Raw genomic sequence first — 21,557 nt, forward strand, 5'->3', positions numbered from 1 at the left:
ATAAATCACTAAGAAAAAACAAAACAAAACAAAAACACCAACAAACACCGTAGTAGTAGTCAAAAAAAATTTGAAATAACACGCCAAAAACCCTGCCATCCTCCCATATATATTATGAAGGGGCTTTTACTTTTGAACGGAGACGGGAGGAACTTTGATGGCGGTGTATCGTAATGTGCAGGTGAATTTTTGGCAGGATGATTTTGTTTTGGATTTGACGCCGGAGGAGCGGTATTTTTATGTGTATTTGTTAACTTGTTCGAAGACGACGCAGTGTGGGATTTTTCCTTTTCCGAAGCGGTTAGCGGAGATGGAGACGGGTTATAATCGGGAGACTGTTGATAAGCTTGTGCAGCGCTTCATTGATTATGGGAAGATTCTTTATGATGCGGATACGAGAGAGTTATTCGTTTTAAATTGGCTTCGTTATAATCCGGTGACGAATACGAATGTGGAGAAGTGCGTTCTTCGTGAGCTTAAGGGTGTGAAGAATAAGGAGTTTGTACATATGTTTCTTCAGAAGTGCGTAGAGGAGGAGCTGAATGTTCCTATGCTTTTAGCGCATTTTGGTATGCCGAGTGATTTAGCTGTGGATGATGTTGATCCAGTTTGTGAGGAGACAGAGGTGGAAGAAGAGGTTATAGAGGAAGAAACGGGAAGTCGCGTGTTTTCTTTTTATGAGCAGCATTTCGGTAGTTTGTCTCCTCATACTGTAGAGGAACTGAGTGCGTGGATGGAAGATTTGTCAGAGGAGCTTGTGCTGAAGGCTCTTCAAATTGCGTTTGAGAATAATAAGCGAACGATTGCTTATGTGAAGGGCATTTTGAGAGGTTGGCATGGGAAAGGTTTTACGAAAGTTTCTGAGGTTGAGGCGGATACGGCGAGCTTTCGGAAGAAGGAGTCGTCTGTTAGTACGGGGGAGACGGAGGAGTTTTTGGCGAGGTGTGAGGAGTGGGAGAAGAATGCGCCGTCAGAGGAAGAGTTGCAGCGCTTTTTAGCGGAGCGCGGGTGGCGGCCATGAGTATTCAAAATGTGGAGGCGGAAAAGACGGTGTTAGGTTCTCTACTAATTGATGGAGAGCTTATTAAGGAGTGCCGTTTGACGGAGCAGTATTTTTCGATGCCGGTGCATAAGTCTATATTTCAGTTAATGCGAAAGATGGAAGGAGAGGGGCAACCGATTGATCTTGTGACTTTCACTTCTAGGTTGGACCCGAATTTTTTGAAGGGCATCGGGGGAATGGAGTATTTTATAGGGTTAATGGATGGTGTGCCTACTACTAGCAACTTCTCATATTATGAGGGGCTTGTTCGAGGTGCGTGGAAAATGTATCAGGCTGGTGTTCTCGGGCACAAGATGGGAGAGCGTCTTATTGCGGAGAAGAGTGAGAAAGTTATCGGTGAGACGATTACGGCACTTTGTGAGTTAGAGGAGAAAGACTCTGTATGTGAGTTTGATTTGAAGGATGCGTTAGTTGATTTGTATGAGGAGCTTCATCAAGATGTGAAAGAGATTACTGGTATTGAGACTGGTTATACATCGTTAAATAAAATGACGTGTGGACTTCAGGAAGGTGATTTTGTCGTCCTTGGTGCGCGTCCTTCTATGGGGAAGACTGCGTTTGCGCTAAATGTTGGACTACATGCGGCGAAGTCTGGAGCGGCGGTGGGATTGTTTTCGTTAGAGATGAGTAGTAAGCAATTATTGAAAAGGATGGCTTCTTGCGTAGGCGAAGTGTCAGGAGGTAGGCTGAAAAATCCGAAGCATCGTTTTGCGATGGAAGATTGGGAGAAGGTAAGTAAGGCGTTTGCGGAGATTGGTGAGTTGCCATTTGAGATTTATGACAATGCAGGCGTTACGGTGCAAGATATTTGGATGCAAACTCGTAAGTTAAAGAGGAAGCACGGTGATAAAAAGATTTTAATTATTGTAGATTATTTGCAGCTTATTACGGGTGATCCGAAGCATAAGGGCAATCGATTTCAAGAAATTAGTGAGATTTCTCGTAAGCTTAAGTTATTAGCGCGTGAATTAAATGTTTGTGTAGTAGCATTATCGCAATTATCTCGTTCCGTAGAAGCACGACAAGATAAGCGCCCTCTTTTATCTGATCTAAGAGAGACGGGACAAATTGAGCAAGATGCGGATGTCATTATGCTTATGTATCGCGAAGATTATTACGATAAGGAAACGATGCAGAAAGAGATGACAGAGATTCATGTGGCGAAGCACCGGAATGGGCCTGTGGGGAGTTTTAAATTGAGGTTTTTGAAGGAGTTTGGGCGGTTTGTGGAGATTGGATGATAAAATAGAAGAAGGCATATAAAAAGGTAAAGGAGTGGTTACGGATGACAAAAGTAGGTCGTTTATATGAGCAAGAGAAGCAAGAAGAAATTGATAAAGCACTTTCGGCAGCTGGAATGCTCTTTAAAGGAATGAGTGTAGAAGAAATAGCTAAAAAATTAGATGTAACAATTGAAAAGGTAAAAGAGTGGGAGAAGCGTTTATCTCATTAACAGAGGAGCAATGTTCGTCATTGCTCTTTTTTTTATGCGCTCTGACATTAATGTGGACATAAGTGCAATGGATCCGAGTATCGCTGAATAAACAATGCCGATAAATCCAGATTGTTCCCCAATGATGCAAGAGATGAAAGGCGGCATTAATATAGAAAGGGATAAGCCAACGAAAAGCATGGCAGGTAGAAGATTGCGAAACATTTTCATGACTTACAGTTTGTGTAGTAGGCTTCCATATCTGAAATAATCTAATTAAATGCATTAATTTATTTTGCCAAGAGCATCCAATGATTTTCTAGAAATACCACGCATTTCCCTATTCTCTTTATATTTTTGCCTTATCCTTTTGTGAGAGAGTTGTGTATAAAAGCTTCAAATTATATTATGTATGATATAATTTTATTTGAATATACAGATAAAGTAGTGTTTTTGTGTTTAAAGAAAAAATAAATTGGAAGTTAACTTTTTTAAAACCGATAATTTACCCTATAATATTTGGTTTGCTAGCAATATTGTTATACTTTGGGTTGTTTGCTGGTTTAGAAGGAATAAGTTCATTAATTGCTCAAGGATTTAATATGAATAATAATGCTGAAATAATAAAATCTACAAATTCCACTTTTGGTGCTATGCTTGTGGCGATGGCAACTATTTACTGGAATTTCACAAATAGTGAAGAAAAGGATAAAAATAAGAGTATAAAAAAGAAAGTTATAAAGCTTCATATATTGAAAAGAAGGATTGATAAAATTCAAAGAAATATTAAAGGTATGGAGGGCTTATTGTTAAATCAAAATTTAAGTATTGAATTAAAACAAATATTTAAAAATAAACTTGATGAAATAAAAAAGATAGAAGATGAGGTTATTGAAATAGTTGTTGAAATAGAGCATTTTGATTTGTATAAAAAAAGTAATTTGTTTTTTGAAGCTATTTATACTGAGAGATCTTTTGACACAAAGAACGAGTTGAAAGATTATTTAGTTATGCTAGAGGAGAATTTAAAAGAATTAAAGGAAATAACATCTGATAAATTAGTTTCTTACATAAATAAATAATAATATATGTGTTTGTTTTTTGCTCATTTATATATTCTATTTAGGGTGTTTAGCTCTAGCCACTAGGTTATTTACTAATGTTATTGAACTGTTTGAGAATGTAGATTATGTCACTTTTATAATGAGAGATACTGATGGATTAGGGGTTATTATTAAATATGGAATTATATATATTATATACGCAGCTATTATTCCCTTATTGTTAATGAAGGTAATAACGGCAATTGTAAGAAAAATAAACTTAAGATCTAATAATAACAATTCTACATTAAATGTTTAAAAAGAGGTGTCACATAGTTATAAGGTGACACCTCTTTTATTTGATCTAAGAGAGACAGGACAAATTGAGCAAGATGCGGATGTCATTATGCTTATGTATCGCGAAGATTATTATGATAAGGAAACGGTGCAGAAAGAGATGACGGAGATTTATGTGGCGAAGCACCGGAATGGGCCTGTGGGGAGTTTTAAGCTGAGGTTTATGAAGGAGTTTGGGCGGTTTGTGGAGGGGAAATAGTTAAAAGACTTGAGTATCACTTTGTAAATAAAATAAAGCATAAGTGTTCTATTTCATTAACTTATGCTTTATTTTTGATTCTTTGAATATGTTTCTTATTTCCCCATAAAGAAAGACTTTCTCTCTGCCGTAATCCATTGCTGCAAGTCATCTTGGCTACGTCGGACAAGTCGATTGACTAAAACATCATGCCATACATAATCCTCTAATAAGTATATATGAACGGGGTCATCTGTATAAAAAGCAATATTACGCTCTTCAAGTGATGGTCCATAAATCATCTCTTTAGAATCTATCGATACAATAAACCAATGTTCTGTAGACAAGGTTTCTGTATAAGGTGTTATGCGATGGGCTTCTAGATTTTTAATGGGATCTTCAACATGTAGGGTAATACCTTGTATTGTAACTTTATCAGCTACTTCAGATAGATCTTCTTTTAACGCTTCATACATCTCATCCCACATTGAAATGACAATACGTCGTTCTGCTTTTTTTATTAATGTCTGACAGTAGCTAATGATTGTTTGATTGTCTTTTAAAGTAATTACTCGATTATCCGTTTTTTCCTCGGAAGTTTCTAGTTTTTTTAATGAATCACTTATTCCTTCGTAAGTAGATTGCCATTCTGTTTGCGCCTTCTGTAAAAAGATTTCAACAGGTAGAGGTGAATAGCGGGTGGTGTCATTTATTTCTTCCTTCATGACAATTCCTTTTTCTACAAGGTTACCTAAAATCTCATAAATTCGCGCTCTTGGGACCCCTGAATCCTTACTCACTTGGTAGGCTGTGACAGCCCCCTGTTTCACAAGAGATACATAAGATTTAGCTTCATATTCATTAAAACCCATTTTTTTAAGCTGTTGTACGATGTAGTCCACTTTTTTTCCTCCGATGTTTGCTTTTATATTTTAACGTTACAATAACTCTTTACATTTAGCAAATTATTAGTTACTATTCTGATAGTGACTAAAGGGGAGGTTAATAGTATGGAGTTTTCTTTAGACCCATCCGTATTAATTATTTTGATTGCTTTTGGATTTTTAGCTGCATTTATTGATTCAGTGGTAGGTGGTGGTGGACTCATTGCTTTACCAGCTTTATTATTTACAGGACTGAATCCAGCAAGTGCAGTAGCTACGAATAAACTAGCGTCGACAATGGGGTGTGCAACTAGTAATATTGTGTTTTATCGTTCTGGTAATCTTGATTTGAAATCGGCGTTTAAATTAGTTCCACTCACTTTCATAGGTTCCATAATAGGGGCATGGACCGTTCATTTAATGAACCCAGAAGTACTGAAGCCATTGATGCTGGTAATGCTTGGTGCAGTCGCTATTTATACGATATTTAAAAAGGATTGGGGTAGTATTTCTACTCATAAGAAATTATCTGGTCGACACGTCATTATTTTTACCTTTTTTATTTTTGCTATTGGTTTTTATGATGGATTTCTAGGTCCTGGCACAGGTTCATTTTTAATGTTTGCTCTTTTATTTATTGGGTATGATTTTTTAAAAGCAGCAGGTAATGCGAAGTTTCTTAATTTAGGAAGTAATGTTGGTGCGTTGTTGATGTTTATGTGTGTAGGGCAAGTAAACTATGCGTATGGTCTTATAATGGGGATTGCTCAAATTGCTGGAGGGATTGTTGGCTCCAAATTTGCTATAAAAAAAGGAAGTGGGTATGTTCGTGCCCTTTTCATTACAGTAACTTGTTTGTTGTTAGCGAAAAATCTGTATGACTATGTGCAGTAAGTAATGTAGAAAAGGTTAACTATGCAGGCTACATAAATATAATAATTCCTTGTAACATATTTTAGATGCTACCTTATTCGAAGGTAGCATCTGAAAAAATTAAGGTAAGAGGATGAAAATAATACAAACGAATATTTTCGGGGTATGTTTATGTAATTTAGCGAAATAACTATTCCATATTCTTCTTATAATTAACCCGCAACAATCCCTTAAAATCCACCTCAGCAATCAACACACTTACTAATATAAGCGTCGCACCCAAATATCCTTTTCCAGTAAGCGTTTCACCTGTGAAAACGAAAGCGAAGCCTGCGGAAAAGACAGGTTCTAATGAGAAAATAAGTCCGGTATGTGTAGGCGTCGTGTATTGCTGGGCGATTACTTGCACGATGAAAGCGACTGCGGTGCAAAATATGCTTAAGGCTAGGATGATGAGCCATGAGTTGGTTGTGCTAGGCAGTTTGGGTGTTTCAATAATGAATGAAAAAATAAGACTAAATAGGCCGACGAAGCCGAGTTGTATGACGCCAAGTGCGATTGAATTCACATGTTTCGTTACGCTGCCAGTGATGATGACGTGAATGGCATAAAATAAGGCAGACAGTATGCAAAATATATCGCCATTACCGATCTTGAATTCGCTCGTTAATGTTAATAAGCCGATTCCTATTATCGTTAAAATGATTCCTACTATCACTTTCTTTTCTGGAATGTGTTTTAAAAATATAGCTGATAAGATCGGAATGAAAATGACTGTGAGACATAGTAAGAAACCAGCATTAGAAACACTCGTGTACTTTGTACCGAAAGTTGCGAAAATGTAAACGATAAATAAGACAGAAGCGAGTATAAATGCGTATTTTACAGTTTTAAAATCGACTTTGAATAAATGTTTGTAAAATATTAAACCTGATAAAAGAAAGGCAATAATAAATCGTAATGCGATTAAGTTGTATTCTTCGATGCCTTCGAGTCCAACCTTTGTAAGTAAGATCGATGCACCCCAGAAGAATGTAACTAGTAGTAGCCCTAAATCCGCTTTTAATTGTAGTTTCATTTCTATTCCCTCGTTATGTATAAATTTTTAAATCCCATACCCCTATCCCCATTCTTCATTTTAATATTAATTCTGAATATTTGTAACTTAAATTTATCGACGTTTTATTCCATCAAAAAAAGGCTGTTTATAAAACAGCCTATATGTATCTGAAAATCCGAACTTTGACTAAAGATTACGTAGAATCTCCAACCCTTTTCTTGTTAGATGAATCCCTGCTCTACCTCTTTTTATTTCCACATACCCTTTCATTTTCAGGAAGTTCAATCGGTGTCTTACCTGTGCCTCAGTTAATTTCATTTCGACTTCTTGGCTCTTTTCAGAAATAATTCTTCTTCCGATTGCTTTTCCTTTTTCTTCATAATTCATGATGAGGGTAAGGATGAAAAGGGATTCTTGATCAAGAGCGTTTGAACTTGAAGAAAAGGGTGTAATATTTTCTGCCTGATCACTATCTGTTTTCTTATGTGGAGGCTTTTGAAAGTAATGTTGATTAGGCAAATCATTTTTTGTTATTTGGTTTCCGGTACGGACAGCAAGCATATAATCTATCGTATTTTTAAGTTCTCGTACATTTCCGTACCATGGATATCCTTGCAGTTCTTCAATTAGTTCTTGTTCAATTTTGACTTTAGGGTCCGATAGCGCAACAAAATGTTTAGCTAATAATTCAATGTCATTTCGGCGCGCCCTTAATTCGGGAAGGTGTATAAAGAGTACTTTAAGCCGATGGTATAAGTCTTCTCTAAACACATCTTCTTGAATCATTTTTAGTAGATCTTTATTGGTTGCTGCAATAATTCGGACGTCTATCGGGATAATTTGGCTTCCGCCAACACGCATAATCTCTTTTTCCTGCAATACTCGAAGGAGTCGTGCTTGAAGTTTCAGACTAATATCTCCAATCTCATCTAAAAAAATAGTGCCACCATTTGCTTGTTCAAATAGTCCCATTTTCCCGCCCTTTTTTGCTCCGGTAAACGCTCCGTCTTCATAACCAAATAATTCACTCTCGACTAAATCATCCGATAAAGCACTGAAGTTAACAGCAAGAAAAGGGCCGCTATTTCGCTGGGAAGCATTATGAATAGCACTTGCAAACAACTCTTTTCCAGTACCACTTTCACCTTCAATTAATACAGTTAAATCAGTCTTAGCTAACCTTTTGGCAATTTGTTTCGTGTCTTGGATCGTAGAGCTAATCCCAACGATGTTATGAAAATTGTATTTTGCTACATAACCTTTTTTGACAAATTCTTTTCTCAATTTCCGTTCAAATCCGATGGTCTTAAGGGCATTTCTAAAAGTAACAATAATCGATTGATCATTTATATGTAGACGTTCCACTATTACATCCAAGCCGTTTACAACAAATATTCCGCTTTCTTGTTGCTTATTTGAAAGGATGAAGTTCACTAAATCGATATTATCAATAATGGCATCAATCGGATGACCAATAGCGTTTTTACTTTTTATTTTCAGCATGCTTTCCAGAAATTCATTAAAGACAACAATTCTTCCTTCATAATCAATAGCTAGTATGCCATCACCAACACCATCAATAACTTGATGAAGTTGTCGATGAGCTTTAGCTAAATTCTTTGTTAAATCTACTATTTTTCGATAGTATCTCTCAGAAACGTGGTTACCTGATTCCTCCATTAAATGAAATCGATCTAGAATGGACATGATTGTCGTAATATCTATTAATCTATGACCAATATTAATTACTTTTTCTACAAAATCAGGGATAATTTCAAGTTCGCCAGGTGTGATTGCGAGCTTGATCATTTGTATATTCGTTTTTCCAGGATAGTATGGGACATATTCAATATGGTTCAGCCCCAATTGACGCATCGTTTCAATTGATTCGTATACTGTTTTATGATTATCATTCACATATAGGGCTTGTGTTCCTTCTGGTAAAAATAAAAGCTGGTCTACGTTTTCATAATTTAATGTTCGTTTTGCTATTATTACTTCGCAGTTTTCCCCAATAAAGTCTTTCACCGTTTCTATCGTAAATGTATTCGGTAATACAATTAATGTAGAATGAAATACTTTTGGAATACTTTCTTCTACAGAAAAACTTTCGATATCTATGAGATCACCTACCATCTCCGTTAGTTGTTGATGTAGGGCTTTTCGTGTTTCTTTTAAAACGGTGATCAATACAATGTGGTTGGTTTCAAATTTGTTCATAGAGCACCTCTTTAGTTGAATGGAATTGGTCTAAAGTTGGTTATTAAATGGTTATTATGTAACCATTTAATAACCAATTATAATACATTTCAACATAGTAAACACCGATAAAGTGACAAAATATTTAAATATGTGTAAATAATTGTTTAAATTTTAATGTTGGCACGATATTTGCTTATATCAATGGTGTGTAAAGAAATAGGGAAATGAGTAGAGTCGTAATTTACATATTTAATTCTTTACCACTTGCTAGAAAAGGGGGGTTAAGAGTATACAATTTCAACAGAGAAAGACAACGAAACCATTTAAATTATGAGGTGAGAGAAAATGAAACCACTAATTGGTGTTACTGGGTATTATATTGATCATAGTGAAATAGGGAAGGAGGGCTTACGAGGGCTACCAGGTCAAGATATGGCTATCTTTTCTTATGACTACATTCGTTCAATTCAACGAGCAGGTGCAACGGTTGTTCTACTTCCAATTGAGGAAGTTGATCAAATTGAGTCCACACTTAATCAATTAGATGGATTGTTATTGGCGGGTGGCGCGGACATCAATCCTGTTTATTACGGTGATATTCCAAAAGCATATATAGGTACTGTAGAGGAAGAACGAGATAATTTTGAATTAAATCTGGCAAAGCAGGCTTTAGAAAAAGATATTCCTATTTTAGGAATTTGCCGAGGATTACAAGTGTTAAATGTTGCAGCTGGTGGAACTCTTTATCAAGACTTAGAGCACGAGATGGGGCCAGAATATTTCCATGTTCGAGAACAGTTCCGTAAATGGCAGGGCTCTCATTCCGTAGATCTTCTGGAAGAGGGGAAAATTTATGAGGCTATTGGCCAAAAATCTTTAATGGTTAATTCTTTTCACCATCAAGCAGTGAAAACATTAGGAAAAGATTTTGAGGCAAGCGCATGGTCCTTTGATGGTGTGATAGAGGCTATTGAATCCAAAGCTCATCGTTATGTAGCAGCGGTTCAATGGCATCCAGAAATGATGTCGGAAAGGGATGTCTTGCAGCAACGTTTATTTAACCAATTTGTAAATGAAATTAGTAAAAAGGTAGTTACATCCTAGCGTGTTATAAATAAAAGAATTGGTGGATAGCTTGGTACGTCATGGTAGTGGGGAAACCAGACTGCCGGCTGCCCGGAAAAGTAATAATCAGTGGGGGATGAACAAAACCCCCATTGATCAACGTTTCATTTTATTGCAAAGGGGATTGGTATATGAGTCAAGTATCAGAGAAGGCAGTTTCATTCGAGCCAGAAGAAAAAAAGGAAAGAAAAGAATGGAAAATAAACGTATTTGCAATGTTACTTGTCTTGCTAGTTATTGCGGCTGTTATTACACATATATTGCCGGCCGGAAAATATGAACAGATTGAAAAAAATGGGTATACAACAGTAGATCCAAATTCATTTAAATGGATTGAATCAACGCCACTTGGATTTTTTGATACGGTAAAATCTATTCCTACAGGTATGGTAGAAGCTGCTAATATTATCTTTTTTATTCTTATTATCGGAGGTTTTTTTGGTGTATTAAAGGCATCCGGTACAGTTGAGGCTCTTGTTTCAACGATGGCAAAAAAACTCGCTAACCGTGAAAAGTTAATGATTCCTATTATCATGCTGTTCTTTGCACTTGGCGGGTCATTAATGGGGATGGCTGAGGAAGCTTTAGTGTATGTGCCTCTATTTATTCCGCTAGCTCTTGCGGTTGGATTTGATACGATAACAGGAACTGCGATGGTACTAGTAGGAGCGTCCGTCGGATTTACAACGGCAATTATGAATCCGTTTACAGTTGGGCTGGCTCAAGGGATAGCGGGTCTTCCTATGTATTCGGGGATGGGGTTCCGCCTCGTTTTATTCGTAGTCATATATGTAATTGCTGTTACATTCGTTTATCGTCATGCGATGAAAGTAAAGAGGGATCCTGCAAGCGGAATTTACGGAAAATTCGATACAAACAAGCAAGACAGCCTACTAACAGCGAAAGTAGAGTTAACAAAAAGACATAAATGGATATTAACGGCCTTTTTAATCAATTATATTATTCTTGTATTTGGTGTTATTAAGTACGAGTGGTATATAAAAGAAATTGCAGCCTTATTTATTATTTTAACTATAATCATTGCAATTCTTGGCAAGATATCTCTTGATGATACAGTAGAATCTTTTACACAAGGATCGGCATCTTTAATCGGCGGCGCATTAATTATTGGTGTATCACGCGCTATTTTAGTTGTCTTGAATCAAGGGCATATTATAGACCCACTACTGTATCAAGTGTCGGAAGGAATGGAACATATTTCTCCTTTTTTAAGTGTTGTTGGAATGTACAACTTCCAAGTAGCGATTCATTTTATTTTAGCATCAGGTAGTGGTCATGCAATGTTGACAATGCCTATCATGGCGCCACTTGCAGATTTATTGGACATTACACGCCAAACAGCTGTATTATCCTTTTCATTCGCGGATGGTATTGGAAACATTATTTTTCCGACAGGTGGTACGCTAATGGCTGGATTAGCAATTGCAGGAATTTCATGGACAAGGTGGGCAAGGTGGATTCTTCCTTTAATTCTAATTGAATACTCGATCGGTTTAATAGCAGTTATAATTGCTCATCTTATTGGTTATGGTCCGTCTTAATAAAAGGTGGATATGCTTTCAATTATAGAAAGTTCGGATTTGAAGAAGATCGCTAAATAATGATGATAGAAAAGCCCGGTTTAGAAGGGCTTTTTTTCTATGTAAAATTTCATTTGTTTTGTTTACATAATATCTTTACAATCATTTGATAAAATATATGTAACTGCATATTGTGAGGGTGGGTGGTTATCCCTTCTTTCCATTTGGAAGGAAAGGGGGTGATAATATGGAGTTTTTGTTTGACCTTGTAAAAGAATTTGTAAAAGCGACTGTACGTGAAGTTTCAGCGTATTTTTTGCGGAAGCAACTTCTGGATAAGGACAACAAAAAACCCACTCCGCGCCGTAGGAAGCAAAAGGGTGGGTTTCGTAAAAAATAGTAACGTGTAATAACCACCACCCTATACGGTAGCAGTTAAGGAAGAGATGTTAGCGCATCTCTTCTTTTTATTATATGCCATTTTATTTGATGTCATACTTATATAGTATTCTACGGAAAATATATCATATTCCTATTTTGTGGTCAATTTGATCCCGCTTTAACGGGCAGTAAGACCCCCACCTCAAAATTCAGTGGAAGCAAAGAAGTTAGGTGGGGGTCGGGCTGTCCGTAAAAGTCCGATTGGTGAGGGCTGATAATCAGTGGGGGATGAACAAAACCCCCCACTGATTAAAGTTTCACTTTATTGCATGATTGAAAAGGTGTAGTCTTATTCCTCTTCAAACTGAAAAATATCCCTGTTAATAAGTTGGTGGAGATACTTATCCATTTCAGCCGCAGAAACGCTTCTTTCATTTTTAAACCACCATGCGCTTAATGAGGTGATTGCCCCTGAATAAAATTCAATGATTAGATCATTTGGCATCGTATGATTTTTGCGCAGTTGATGTAACGCTTCTATTTCTTGTTTTCTCGTTTCGTGACTTAAATACTGTGTCCGGTTAATAAATTGTTCATCAGACATTTGTGTCTCTAATATTTTACCGATTTCTTCATGGTGTAGAAATTGTTCCATTACTTGAAATGGTTTACTTAATCGATCTGAAACCGGTATTCCCGCAATCATCTTGCTGTATCGTTTAAATCCAAATGCTAATAAAGCATCTTTATCTTCGAAGTGTTTATAAAAGGTTGTTCGGTGTACCATCGCACGGTCACATATTTGGTTAATCGTGATCGTACTATATTTCTGTTTTGATTGCGTCATTAATTCAAATAAGGAATCCCACAGTAATTTATGTGTACGTCTAATGCGTAAATCAAGTTGTTTTTCATTATCGTTCATCTACAATTCTCCTTTTTTGTAGATTAAATATACAGTGGCTGAAAATTGATTCTCCCTTTTTAATCTACATATGTATATTATATTACATGTGTTCTGGTGTATTTAAAGTTTTTTAGTAAGAAACAGGAGGAGAATTTGCAAATGAATATGACAACTAAGAGCCCAGCAAGTGGCAAAGTTGATACTTCTAATATGAAACATACCCCTATTTTAATTGCATTACTTTTAGGGGCAATGGTTGCATTATTAAATGAAACATTACTTGGTAATGCGTTAACAGTATTAATGAAAGAATTTGGCGTAACAGCTTCAACGATTCAATGGCTTTCTACAGCGTACATGTTAGTAGTTGGGGTTTTAGTTCCAATTACAGCGTTACTTCAGCAATGGCTCACAACGAGACAAATGTTTTTGATCGCTATGGTAACGTTTTTAGCTGGTACATTAATTGCGGGATCCGCACCGACATTTTCTGTTTTATTAGTCGGCCGTATCGTCCAAGCTGTAGCGACGGGATTAATTACACCGTTATTAATGAATACGATTTTAATCATTTGTCCACCTGAAAAACGTGGTGCCACAATGGGATTAATCGCACTTGTGATGATGGCAGCTCCGGCAATTGGTCCTACATTATCTGGAGTAATCGTAGACTCACTAAATTGGCGCTGGTTATTCTATATTGTTATTCCTGTCGTGATCATTTCCATTATGATTGGAATGAAGTACATTCAAAATGTTTCAGAGTTAACAAGGCCAAAAGTAGATTATCCATCTATCCTTTTATCGACACTCGGATTTGGCGGACTTGTGTATAGCTTTAGTGCATCGGGTGATTTAGGATGGTCCGATGCGAAAGTGTATGGCACTTTACTTGTTGGGCTTATCTCATTATGTATTTTTGTCGTCCGACAATTAAAAATTGAGAATCCAATTTTAGAATTACGCGCATTTAAAGTCCCGATGTTTACATTATCAATTGGATTAATCGTCATTGTGATGATGTCGTTATTTTCAACGATGACTTTATTACCGATGTTCCTGCAAACAGTTTTACTCGTTACAGCTTTTAAATCAGGAATCATCATGCTTCCGGGAAGTGTTATTAGCGCCATAATGGGACCAATCGCAGGTAAACTATTTGATAAATTTAGTCCGAAAGTTATTATCGTTCCCGGTATTGTGTTAGTGGGGATAGCAATGTTCTTATTTAAAGGCATTACTCCTGATACATCAATGGTACAAATTATTGTTATGCATAGCGTATTAATGGTTGGACTCATGTTTGTTATGACAGCACAAACATACGGTTTAAATCAATTAACACCAGATTTATATCCGCACGGAACAGCACTGTTTAGTACACTGCAACAAGTAGCTGGCGCAATTGGTACAGCTATATTCATATCGAAAATGTCTTCAGGAACAACTAGCTATATGGAAAGCTCTGCAAATCCACTGAATCCAGTAGAGAAGTTAAACGGTTTAACATCCGGATTCCAAGGTGCATTTACACTTGGGCTAGTCTTTATAATTGTTGCGTTTATCATATCGTTATTTTTAAAAGAAGAGAAAAAGGGAGTAAAGGCAGCGAGGGTTTTACAGAACGAACATTAAGGTTTATATAAAAAAGACATCTTTCCCTAAAAAAGATGTCTTTTTTATATTTTTTTCGTAACACTTGTTTTTGATGTCTTAATACATAAGAATTGGTATGTAAAATATTTGTATTTTTTGAACATGAATAATTATTGAGAATAACGATGCAAAGCTGTGCTAATAACTAAAAGTCCAATAATGAGAGAAAGTGTTCTTATAATAAGTTCTGCCACTAATAGTTCACCAAATGATTTAGTGACATCGTATATAGATCCTGTTATGAGAATAGGTGCAATCATAATTATAATTCCAATTATTATTTGAAGAAGTAGATTGATGTTTTTATTCAAGACAATCACCTCCAAAAAAATAGGGAATGAGAATATGGGTTTTTTTGTATTATAAAATGATTATATCGTATTACATTAGACGATATAATCATTTTTAAATAGTAGAAATTAGAGACTCTTCAATAAAAAGGAATTAAATATGGTATTCTTTAGTTAAGATATGTAAACGAAGACGGGGGAAATGAAGATGGATAAGAAGCTAAAGTATTGGCTAGCATCTATTATAGGGGGAGTAGTACTTGCAACTGGTATGACTTATGGAATATTACAGTTTGCTGAAGTCCCGCTTAAGGGTGAGGACCATGTTTTTGCAGAGGTTAATAAAGAAGACATACTATCGAATGAAGCAGAAGTGAAAGGTTCAAATGCACAACTTCACATTACAGTAACTTCTACTGAAGAAGAAGTTATTTCAGCTATGCATAGCATGACTCATCAAAAAGTAAAAGCGTGTGAAGGAAAGGGAGCAACCCCTATGTCCAAAAAGAATGCAGAGAAAGTAAGAAATATTCTAAACGGAAACAATTTCAAGAACAAAGAAGAGCTATTAGCAATTACTGAAAGATGGGCAAGTAGAGATTTTAGTAAAATTGTAGAAGAACATAACTATTTTATTAAACTTCAAGGTGGCAAGATAGGTGAAGCTACAGTGATGGATAAGGTAGACGAGCAAGTATTCTGTCTCAATACTTTCGGTGATGATGTAACGGCCGCATTAATTAAATCAGGAGATCTTCAAGCGCTGTAAGGTGTTTTTTCTCTGATATAAAGAAAGCCTCAAGTATTCATATACTTGAGGCTTTTCCAATGGAAAGATAGGAATGGTCCGAATTCTTTACATTAAGAACAAAGTGGAATTACTCCTAAACCAATTAATAAAGCTGCAGCAACTGCTGGAATTGGTACAGGAATTTGAATACCTTCTACAAATAAGAAATATTGACCACTTACTATTTTAAAACAAACTAATTGCATGGCTATTCCTCCCTTCTTTTAGGATTAATACATTATATTAATTCATCTATCTATTGATATAGTTAAATTATTTATTTTTTAAAATATAGTTAATATGTGAATAGTTTTCGAAAGGACCTGCTCAATCAGTGCGGAAAAACATAAGATGAAACGAATCCATTAAAATACATGAGTGAACCTTAGTTTTCCCCTCTTATCTAAAGGAGGAACTATTATGGGTTATGGTGGTAGTTGTGGCGGTTGTGGCTTTTCTGGAGGCTTTGCTTTATTAGTTGTGTTATTCATTTTATTAATCATCGTTGGAGCTTCTTGCTTCTGCTAAAAACTATTGGAAAAGACACTCATATAGAGTGTCTTTTCTTTCGTGCAAAATGATTCCTGACAATAGCCAACTGTATAAAGTATACGGTATACTTTTGCCTCATTAGACATATAAAAATGTTGGAGGGATGTTATGAAACTAGTAGGGAAGCACATTTATATTCGGCTTTATAAAACTGCTGATGCTAACGAGTTAGCTAACTTACATATTAGAAATCGCGAATTTTTTCAACGAGTTTGCCCGTTGCTCCCAGAAGTTTTTTATACAGAAGAACATCAAAAAATACGTCTTGAACAAGCTCTAAAAAAGACAGCTGAAGGGCAAGTATACCCTTTTGGAATCTTTTTAAGAGAAAATGATAAGCTTATCGGAGACATTTCATTAACTCAAATTGTTAGGGGGGACCTCCAAAGCTGTTATACGGGATTTACTTTAGATAAGGAGCATAATGCAAAGGGCTATACAACAGAGGCTCTTCAACTTGTTGTAGATTTTGCTTTTAGGGAATTAAAGCTACATAGAATTGAAGCAGGAGCGATGCTTGATAGTATAGCATCTATTCGTGTATTAGAAAAAGTGGGGTTTAAAAAAGAAGGTATAGCGAAAGAAAATATAAGGATTAATGGCAAATGGACAGATCATCAAATATTAGCTATTATCAATAGTTTGGATGTGTAAGCTTATTTTGATTCCAATAAAGATAATCATGTAACTCTTCAAACTCTACCAACAGTTTTATAGAGACCTTTACAATTTTCGGATCAGAAACTAACCTTACAAGTCTTGAAATTCCACCTAACTCTACAATTACTCTATTTGAAAATTTTACAACTAACCACACTAAGACTCTTATTCGTTTTAGTTTTAGCTTTGTATTTGCTGCGTTCGTCACATTGACTAGTAGACCATTTAAATCCACAACTCCACAAACAATTAGATTAACACCAGGGAGATACAAGGACTTTCTTATTTGAGGATGTTAAATGCCACTTCAGTTAACGCCTCATCAAGGCCATTATTTATCCAACAAACAACATATATTTGTTGTGATAAATCAAATTCATATTACTGTGAGAATAGTGACTATGGTTAGTATTAGTTATTAAAGAGAGCTTTGGCTCTTTTTTTATTTTCTTTCGACATAATATGACAATATATGGATTAACAGTTTGGTATTATTATCTAGAAATCTTACATTTATCTACAAATTATTATTGTATTTTTAGATTTTTAAATGTAAAATATTTCAATGTAAATACATACCATTTAGGGGGATAAAGAAATTTATGAAAAAATTATTAGCTTCAGCAACAGCGGTAACACTATTAACAGTGGGGTACAGTTCTTCTGCATTTGCAGCTAAGAGTCCTAATGATACAAAAAACTGTGGCCATTTTAAAAGTCAACAAGATGCTCAAGCATTCTGGGATCAAAATGGATATGGTGTTGGAAATGATCCACACCGTTTAGATAATGATAAAGACGGCATTCCATGTGAAGATTATAAATATCCAAAGAGCACAAATACTACAACAGAAAATAAAGAAACTACTAAACCTCAAGAACAACCTAAACAAGAAAATACTAAACAAGAAAACACTAAACAAGAACCTGTTAAACAAGAAAACACTAAGCAAGAGAATTCAAAACAAAATAACCAAACAACAAATACTACACAAGAACAAACTAAGCCTCAAACAACTGCAAAAGAAACAAAGAAAAATACTAATACAGTTGTGAAAAAAGAAACGAAAAAACAAGGTGAAAAATTACCTAATACAGCATCAAACGGTGTTACAATGATGTTAGCAAGCTTAGGATTAGCATTAGCTGGTTCTGTATTAATGTTCCGTCGTAAAAAGACAAACGCATAAAATAGTTCCTTAAAACGGCAGGAGAAATCCTGTCGTTTTCAAATGGAGTGATAAAAGTGAATAAAAAACAATGGATAGGCTTATGTTTAACTGTTATTGGACTTACTATCTTTTCCTATTATTTTCTAGAATGGTATAGTGCTAGACAATCAGCAGAGTCGTTAACAACTAACGAGGCTAAACAATATGAGACCTCCACACCTTCTAAAGAAAATGAAACGCAAAACATCAATCAAACAGAGACAGAGACAAAGATTGACACTTCATTACAACCTGAAGAACCTGTGCAAATTCCCGCTTCAAAGGTAAACCATCAGTTAGGAGATAAAGTAGCATATTTAATTATCCCTAAAATACAAAAGAAATACTCTATATATTGGGGAGCTGATGATAAAGTACTAAAAAAGGGTGTAGGTATGTTTGTTAGTGACTTAACTACTACACCATCTGGAAATGGTCATACAGTTTTAAGTGGACATAGAGATACTGTTTTTACCGAGCTTGGTCAATTAAAGGAAAATGACCAACTTATCGTGGAATATGAAAATAAAACATATACATATGAAATTAACAAGCATTGGATAACAGATTCAGAAGATCGAACAGTTATTGTAGAAAAAAGTGAGCCAACATTAACATTAACAACTTGTTATCCTTTTGACTATATAGGAGACGCTCCAGATCGGTACATAATTGAAGCATCTCTATTTTCCATTCATTGAGGATGGAAAGTCCAATACACATTAATTTTAATAATATGTATTGGACTCCCATTCAAGTATCATTTTTCTTAATGAATATTTGGTATATTTTAGGGTGTTTTTTACTATTTTTATGTTAAGATATTTTGGTTGATATTCATCTTATTTTAGGAGGTTGGAAGATCTGTTACATGCTTTTTATATGGATTTTAGTTTCTATACCGAAAGTATAAAAGTTTTGGGGTTATTAGGGAATTCTACTCGCTTATCAATTGTTTGTAAATTGATTACATATGGATCGTTGTCAGTTTCTGATTTAAGTAAGCAAACAAGAATTACAGAGGATTTGATTGTACAACATTTGCGTAAATTAGCCTTTGGAAATATTGTAATTAGTGAACGTATAGGGAAAAGGCTTTATTTCAAAATAAAAGATAATAAAATAATTGAGATTATTAAGGTATTAGGATTACTAAGTTAATTTTCATTACTTTCAATATAAATGATTTTGCTATAACTCAATTGTGCAAAATCACATTTAGCCCGCCTACGGAAATAGGGAGGTTTTTAATATACAAAAAGGCGCCCATATAAGGGTGCCTTTTCCAATAGTTTTTTAGCAGAAGCAACTGCATCCGATAATGATTAATAAAATAAACAATACAACTAATAAAGCGAATCCTCCAGCGAAACCGCAGCCTTCGCCGCAACTACCACCATATCCCATAACAATAGTGCCTCCTTTAGATTAGAGGGTAAAACTAGGGTTCATTCCATGGATTTTAATGGGTTCACTTTACCTTATGTTTTTAAGAATTAATTGAGCAGGTCCTTTTGAAAATAGAAAAAAGACGCCATAAGGCGCCTTCCTTTTAGGTAGATAAGACTTTAGTTTTCCAATCTAAAGAAATTTTGTATCAGCTCTTTGAGAGTATATCATGATATTTGCTTGATTTATTATGCATTATTACATATCATTGTAAATCCCTCTATTTTCCATTTGATAAAATGTAATCCCAATATTGTTAATAATTAAATAAATATTTCTACAAATTGAAAATATTTACAAAAGATACAAAAGTGATACATTTAAGGTGCAAGTTATAAAAAATATTTAAGGGGGATTTATTATGTTTAAGAAATTAGTAGTAGGAACATTAACAACTGGTATCGTATTAACTGGAGGGATTGGAGCAACATCAGCAAGTACAGAAGGTGTAGATAATACTAAAAATTCAGCACCAATTATCCAACGTACCCAAATACTTAAAGATGATTTCAGTCTGATAAATGGTGAAAGAGAAGTATCGTTCGAGCATGTAAAAAAAGCAGATATGAGAGTTCATATGACAAACAATACTAAAGGTACACTTGATTGGTCTTTAAAAGACTCAAAAGGTAATGTTATTGGTTCTGGATCGTTAGCAGCAGGAAAGGGTTTTACAAATACGTACAATACTCTTCCAAAAGGTAAATATAAGCTTAAAGTTACTCACAGAAATGGTGGTTCTGGATCATTCTATGCAGCTGCTCGTACTTTAGACTAGTATATATAGAATCATCTTAAGTATATTAAAGAAGAACAATCAGGGAGTTTGAGGATTAAGGAGTTTTGTTATAATATCATCGTGCTAATGCAAAATCAAAAAAGGCCTACCTAGGAAAATAGGTGGGCTTTTTAATGCAGAAAAAAAGACACCCAAAGGTGTCTTCTGACTTGAATTAATATTTCAGACCGGACGGTTCGGTCTGAAATAGAGTTAAGATATTAACAAATTAATTTTCTTAATATTCACCTGTAGCATATTCTCTCTTATTCTTTTAGTTAAAAATAATAAATAGCAATCACTGCTAGCGAATTATTAATCATGTGCATTATAATTCCCACATATAAACGCCCGGTTAACTTATAAGTACAACCTAAACCAATTCCCAAAAGGAAATATGGAATTGTTTCTAAAGAAAGAAGACTAACATGCATACCTGCAAAAATAGCTGAAGAAACAAGTACACCTAACCAGGAATTTTTAAAAATTCCATGCTGTATAACACCACGATAGACAATTTCTTCACCAATGGGTGCTACTAGAGCAATAGAAAATGCGAAGACTAAAATGGGTAACGTTACTTGGCTTTCTAATTCAACTTGATTAGATGACTGAAAACTTATAAAGTCTGCTAGTAACAGCGGTAGGGATTTACATACTACAGTTAGTACTAGACCTAAAAGTAAGCTTTTTGGCAAACTCATCGTAAAATTATTTTGATTTGTAAAAGGCTCTTTAGATCTACGATAATAAAAATAAATTATTAGAACAACTAACAAATCAATTGCGTCAAACGAAATGCTCATCCCGCCAAACTGTTCATCACTAATGAAATAAACTAGTGCGATAAGTTGCTTTAAAATCATATAAAACACAAAAATCCCTAACGATATTGCCGACATTTTATTGAATCGACATTGTTTTTTTAATATACCAAACACAAAAAATCCTCCTTGAAATAATTTTAATTCGTAGAACATGATAACAAAGTCTAACTTCTTTTGCACTACTTATATAATAAAAATACAATTTAAATATATCTAAATTATATAATATCAACTTAGAAATATTTAAATAAATGGTAATAGGGGTTATCATTTACTACCCCTACGGAAATAGGCGTGC

The 21,557-nt window shown here is 35.0% G+C and carries 25 protein-coding genes and 2 pseudogenes; 18 read left to right on the plus strand and 9 right to left on the minus strand.

The annotated features are described in order from the left end of the window. Positions 1-157 precede the first annotated feature (157 nt). From BHV55_RS04995 to BHV55_RS05005, 3 genes are read left to right on the plus strand one after another with little or no spacing between them, the layout of a single operon-like run. Positions 158-1,021 (plus strand): DnaD domain-containing protein, encoded by an 864-nt coding sequence (locus BHV55_RS04995; protein ID WP_070757277.1) that lies wholly within the window; start codon positions 158-160, stop codon positions 1,019-1,021. Next, on the plus strand, positions 1,018-2,304 hold the full coding sequence (dnaB, locus tag BHV55_RS05000) for a replicative DNA helicase (RefSeq protein ID WP_070757276.1): 1,287 nt from the start codon (positions 1,018-1,020) through the stop codon (positions 2,302-2,304). The genes BHV55_RS04995 and dnaB overlap by 4 nt, the downstream gene beginning before the upstream one ends. A 44-nt stretch (positions 2,305-2,348) precedes the next feature. Next, a complete protein-coding gene (locus tag BHV55_RS05005; protein ID WP_000169783.1) occupies positions 2,349-2,516 on the plus strand; it encodes a hypothetical protein in 168 nt (55 codons plus the stop codon). On the opposite strand, the gene BHV55_RS05010 is transcribed toward BHV55_RS05005, so the two are convergent. Then, complete coding sequence (locus BHV55_RS05010) at positions 2,505-2,720, minus strand: hypothetical protein (RefSeq protein ID WP_436628426.1); 216 nt, start codon at positions 2,718-2,720, stop codon at positions 2,505-2,507. The two genes, BHV55_RS05005 and BHV55_RS05010, sit on opposite strands and share 12 nt — an antisense overlap. A gap of 230 nt (positions 2,721-2,950) precedes the next feature. Between BHV55_RS05010 and BHV55_RS05015 the strand changes: the two genes are divergently transcribed. The 3 genes and pseudogenes from BHV55_RS05015 to BHV55_RS05020 all read left to right on the plus strand — a co-directional run. Beyond that, the gene (locus BHV55_RS05015) at positions 2,951-3,577 is read left to right on the plus strand and encodes a hypothetical protein (RefSeq protein ID WP_070757275.1); all 627 of its coding nucleotides are present in this window, start codon (positions 2,951-2,953) and stop codon (positions 3,575-3,577) included. A 28-nt stretch (positions 3,578-3,605) separates the two neighbouring features. Next, a pseudogene (locus tag BHV55_RS27835) lies at positions 3,606-3,857 on the plus strand (hypothetical protein); the annotation flags it as partial. Positions 3,858-3,887: 30 nt separating this feature from the next. Next, positions 3,888-4,094 (plus strand): annotated as a pseudogene (locus BHV55_RS05020) (DnaB-like helicase C-terminal domain-containing protein); the annotation flags it as partial. A gap of 95 nt (positions 4,095-4,189) precedes the next feature. Here BHV55_RS05020 and BHV55_RS05025 read toward each other — a convergent pair. Continuing rightward, on the minus strand, positions 4,190-4,975 hold the full coding sequence (locus BHV55_RS05025; protein ID WP_070757273.1) for a TrmB family transcriptional regulator: 786 nt from the start codon (positions 4,973-4,975) through the stop codon (positions 4,190-4,192). Between the two features lie 108 nt (positions 4,976-5,083). On the opposite strand from BHV55_RS05025, the gene BHV55_RS05030 reads away from it, so the two are divergent. Next, on the plus strand, positions 5,084-5,851 hold the full coding sequence (locus BHV55_RS05030) for a TSUP family transporter (protein WP_070757272.1): 768 nt from the start codon (positions 5,084-5,086) through the stop codon (positions 5,849-5,851). A 169-nt stretch (positions 5,852-6,020) separates the two neighbouring features. Here the strand turns inward: BHV55_RS05030 and BHV55_RS05035 are convergent, their stop codons facing one another. Next, entirely contained in the window at positions 6,021-6,908 is an 888-nt protein-coding gene (locus tag BHV55_RS05035) for a DMT family transporter (protein WP_070757271.1), read from the minus strand. A gap of 168 nt (positions 6,909-7,076) precedes the next feature. Next, positions 7,077-9,110 (minus strand): sigma 54-interacting transcriptional regulator, encoded by a 2,034-nt coding sequence (locus BHV55_RS05040; protein WP_070757270.1) that lies wholly within the window; start codon positions 9,108-9,110, stop codon positions 7,077-7,079. A gap of 327 nt (positions 9,111-9,437) precedes the next feature. On the opposite strand from BHV55_RS05040, the gene BHV55_RS05045 reads away from it, so the two are divergent. The 3 genes from BHV55_RS05045 (at position 9,438) to BHV55_RS05055 (ending at position 12,158) form a co-directional block, all read left to right on the plus strand. Next, positions 9,438-10,196, plus strand: a complete 759-nt coding sequence (locus BHV55_RS05045) for a gamma-glutamyl-gamma-aminobutyrate hydrolase family protein (protein WP_070757269.1) — start codon at positions 9,438-9,440, stop codon at positions 10,194-10,196. Between the two features lie 152 nt (positions 10,197-10,348). After that, positions 10,349-11,779, plus strand: a complete 1,431-nt coding sequence (locus tag BHV55_RS05050; RefSeq protein ID WP_000084616.1) for a YfcC family protein — start codon at positions 10,349-10,351, stop codon at positions 11,777-11,779. Between the two features lie 226 nt (positions 11,780-12,005). Continuing rightward, on the plus strand, positions 12,006-12,158 hold the full coding sequence (locus tag BHV55_RS05055; protein WP_000394754.1) for a hypothetical protein: 153 nt from the start codon (positions 12,006-12,008) through the stop codon (positions 12,156-12,158). A gap of 330 nt (positions 12,159-12,488) precedes the next feature. Here the strand turns inward: BHV55_RS05055 and BHV55_RS05060 are convergent, their stop codons facing one another. Beyond that, positions 12,489-13,064 carry a TetR/AcrR family transcriptional regulator gene (locus tag BHV55_RS05060; RefSeq protein ID WP_000999310.1) on the minus strand — a complete coding sequence of 192 codons (576 nt, stop codon included), beginning with the start codon at positions 13,062-13,064 and terminating at the stop codon, positions 12,489-12,491. Between the two features lie 141 nt (positions 13,065-13,205). On the opposite strand from BHV55_RS05060, the gene BHV55_RS05065 reads away from it, so the two are divergent. Beyond that, positions 13,206-14,681, plus strand: coding sequence for an MDR family MFS transporter (locus BHV55_RS05065; protein ID WP_070757268.1), 1,476 nt, complete (start codon positions 13,206-13,208; stop codon positions 14,679-14,681). Between the two features lie 131 nt (positions 14,682-14,812). On the opposite strand, the gene BHV55_RS05070 is transcribed toward BHV55_RS05065, so the two are convergent. Then, entirely contained in the window at positions 14,813-15,013 is a 201-nt protein-coding gene (locus BHV55_RS05070) for a hypothetical protein (RefSeq protein WP_001038824.1), read from the minus strand. A 187-nt stretch (positions 15,014-15,200) separates the two neighbouring features. Between BHV55_RS05070 and BHV55_RS05075 the strand changes: the two genes are divergently transcribed. Next, a complete protein-coding gene (locus BHV55_RS05075) occupies positions 15,201-15,761 on the plus strand; it encodes a PRK06770 family protein (protein ID WP_070757267.1) in 561 nt (186 codons plus the stop codon). A gap of 92 nt (positions 15,762-15,853) precedes the next feature. Here BHV55_RS05075 and BHV55_RS27645 read toward each other — a convergent pair whose 3' ends face one another. After that, positions 15,854-15,988, minus strand: coding sequence for a hypothetical protein (locus BHV55_RS27645; protein WP_001177693.1), 135 nt, complete (start codon positions 15,986-15,988; stop codon positions 15,854-15,856). A gap of 214 nt (positions 15,989-16,202) precedes the next feature. Between BHV55_RS27645 and BHV55_RS05080 the strand changes: the two genes are divergently transcribed. From BHV55_RS05080 to BHV55_RS05100, 5 genes are all read left to right on the plus strand, one after another. Then, the gene (locus tag BHV55_RS05080; protein WP_000540375.1) at positions 16,203-16,310 is read left to right on the plus strand and encodes a YjcZ family sporulation protein; all 108 of its coding nucleotides are present in this window, start codon (positions 16,203-16,205) and stop codon (positions 16,308-16,310) included. 132 nt (positions 16,311-16,442) lie between these two features. After that, the gene (locus tag BHV55_RS05085) at positions 16,443-16,988 is read left to right on the plus strand and encodes a GNAT family N-acetyltransferase (protein WP_000779765.1); all 546 of its coding nucleotides are present in this window, start codon (positions 16,443-16,445) and stop codon (positions 16,986-16,988) included. 608 nt (positions 16,989-17,596) lie between these two features. Continuing rightward, a complete protein-coding gene (locus tag BHV55_RS05090; RefSeq protein WP_000734537.1) occupies positions 17,597-18,184 on the plus strand; it encodes an excalibur calcium-binding domain-containing protein in 588 nt (195 codons plus the stop codon). Positions 18,185-18,240: 56 nt separating this feature from the next. Continuing rightward, positions 18,241-18,906, plus strand: coding sequence for a class D sortase (locus tag BHV55_RS05095; RefSeq protein WP_070757266.1), 666 nt, complete (start codon positions 18,241-18,243; stop codon positions 18,904-18,906). Between the two features lie 181 nt (positions 18,907-19,087). Beyond that, a complete protein-coding gene (locus BHV55_RS05100) occupies positions 19,088-19,366 on the plus strand; it encodes an ArsR/SmtB family transcription factor (RefSeq protein WP_070757265.1) in 279 nt (92 codons plus the stop codon). Between the two features lie 135 nt (positions 19,367-19,501). Here BHV55_RS05100 and BHV55_RS05105 read toward each other — a convergent pair whose 3' ends face one another. After that, positions 19,502-19,612: a YjcZ family sporulation protein gene (locus tag BHV55_RS05105; protein ID WP_000540371.1), complete on the minus strand. Its 111-nt coding sequence runs from the start codon at positions 19,610-19,612 to the stop codon at positions 19,502-19,504. Positions 19,613-20,015: 403 nt separating this feature from the next. Between BHV55_RS05105 and BHV55_RS05110 the strand changes: the two genes are divergently transcribed. Then, the gene (locus BHV55_RS05110) at positions 20,016-20,432 is read left to right on the plus strand and encodes a hypothetical protein (protein WP_000473854.1); all 417 of its coding nucleotides are present in this window, start codon (positions 20,016-20,018) and stop codon (positions 20,430-20,432) included. Between the two features lie 278 nt (positions 20,433-20,710). On the opposite strand, the gene BHV55_RS05115 is transcribed toward BHV55_RS05110, so the two are convergent. Further along, entirely contained in the window at positions 20,711-21,373 is a 663-nt protein-coding gene (locus BHV55_RS05115) for a CPBP family intramembrane glutamic endopeptidase (RefSeq protein WP_000467045.1), read from the minus strand. Positions 21,374-21,557: the final 184 nt, after the last annotated feature.

Origin of the sequence: Bacillus sp. RZ2MS9 (assembly GCF_001816185.2) — a bacterium.
In the GTDB taxonomy this organism is placed as follows: Bacteria; Bacillota; Bacilli; order Bacillales; family Bacillaceae_G; genus Bacillus_A; species Bacillus_A cereus.

Bases quoted from the DNA above. Each gene is read 5' to 3' on its own strand.
- BHV55_RS04995 (WP_070757277.1), top strand. From the start codon at position 158: ATGGCGGTGTATCGTAATGTGCAGGTGAATTTTTGGCAGGATGATTTT.
- dnaB (WP_070757276.1), top strand. From the start codon at position 1,018: ATGAGTATTCAAAATGTGGAGGCGGAAAAGACGGTGTTAGGTTCTCTA.
- BHV55_RS05005 (WP_000169783.1), top strand. From the start codon at position 2,349: ATGACAAAAGTAGGTCGTTTATATGAGCAAGAGAAGCAAGAAGAAATT.
- BHV55_RS05010 (WP_436628426.1), bottom strand. From the start codon at position 2,720: ATGTTTCGCAATCTTCTACCTGCCATGCTTTTCGTTGGCTTATCCCTT.
- BHV55_RS05030 (WP_070757272.1), top strand. From the start codon at position 5,084: ATGGAGTTTTCTTTAGACCCATCCGTATTAATTATTTTGATTGCTTTT.
- BHV55_RS05035 (WP_070757271.1), bottom strand. From the start codon at position 6,908: ATGAAACTACAATTAAAAGCGGATTTAGGGCTACTACTAGTTACATTC.
- BHV55_RS05040 (WP_070757270.1), bottom strand. From the start codon at position 9,110: ATGAACAAATTTGAAACCAACCACATTGTATTGATCACCGTTTTAAAA.
- BHV55_RS05045 (WP_070757269.1), top strand. From the start codon at position 9,438: ATGAAACCACTAATTGGTGTTACTGGGTATTATATTGATCATAGTGAA.
- BHV55_RS05050 (WP_000084616.1), top strand. From the start codon at position 10,349: ATGAGTCAAGTATCAGAGAAGGCAGTTTCATTCGAGCCAGAAGAAAAA.
- BHV55_RS05055 (WP_000394754.1), top strand. From the start codon at position 12,006: ATGGAGTTTTTGTTTGACCTTGTAAAAGAATTTGTAAAAGCGACTGTA.
- BHV55_RS05060 (WP_000999310.1), bottom strand. From the start codon at position 13,064: ATGAACGATAATGAAAAACAACTTGATTTACGCATTAGACGTACACAT.
- BHV55_RS05065 (WP_070757268.1), top strand. From the start codon at position 13,206: ATGAATATGACAACTAAGAGCCCAGCAAGTGGCAAAGTTGATACTTCT.
- BHV55_RS05075 (WP_070757267.1), top strand. From the start codon at position 15,201: ATGGATAAGAAGCTAAAGTATTGGCTAGCATCTATTATAGGGGGAGTA.
- BHV55_RS27645 (WP_001177693.1), bottom strand. From the start codon at position 15,988: ATGCAATTAGTTTGTTTTAAAATAGTAAGTGGTCAATATTTCTTATTT.
- BHV55_RS05080 (WP_000540375.1), top strand. From the start codon at position 16,203: ATGGGTTATGGTGGTAGTTGTGGCGGTTGTGGCTTTTCTGGAGGCTTT.
- BHV55_RS05085 (WP_000779765.1), top strand. From the start codon at position 16,443: ATGAAACTAGTAGGGAAGCACATTTATATTCGGCTTTATAAAACTGCT.
- BHV55_RS05090 (WP_000734537.1), top strand. From the start codon at position 17,597: ATGAAAAAATTATTAGCTTCAGCAACAGCGGTAACACTATTAACAGTG.
- BHV55_RS05100 (WP_070757265.1), top strand. From the start codon at position 19,088: ATGGATTTTAGTTTCTATACCGAAAGTATAAAAGTTTTGGGGTTATTA.
- BHV55_RS05105 (WP_000540371.1), bottom strand. From the start codon at position 19,612: ATGGGATATGGTGGTAGTTGCGGCGAAGGCTGCGGTTTCGCTGGAGGA.
- BHV55_RS05110 (WP_000473854.1), top strand. From the start codon at position 20,016: ATGTTTAAGAAATTAGTAGTAGGAACATTAACAACTGGTATCGTATTA.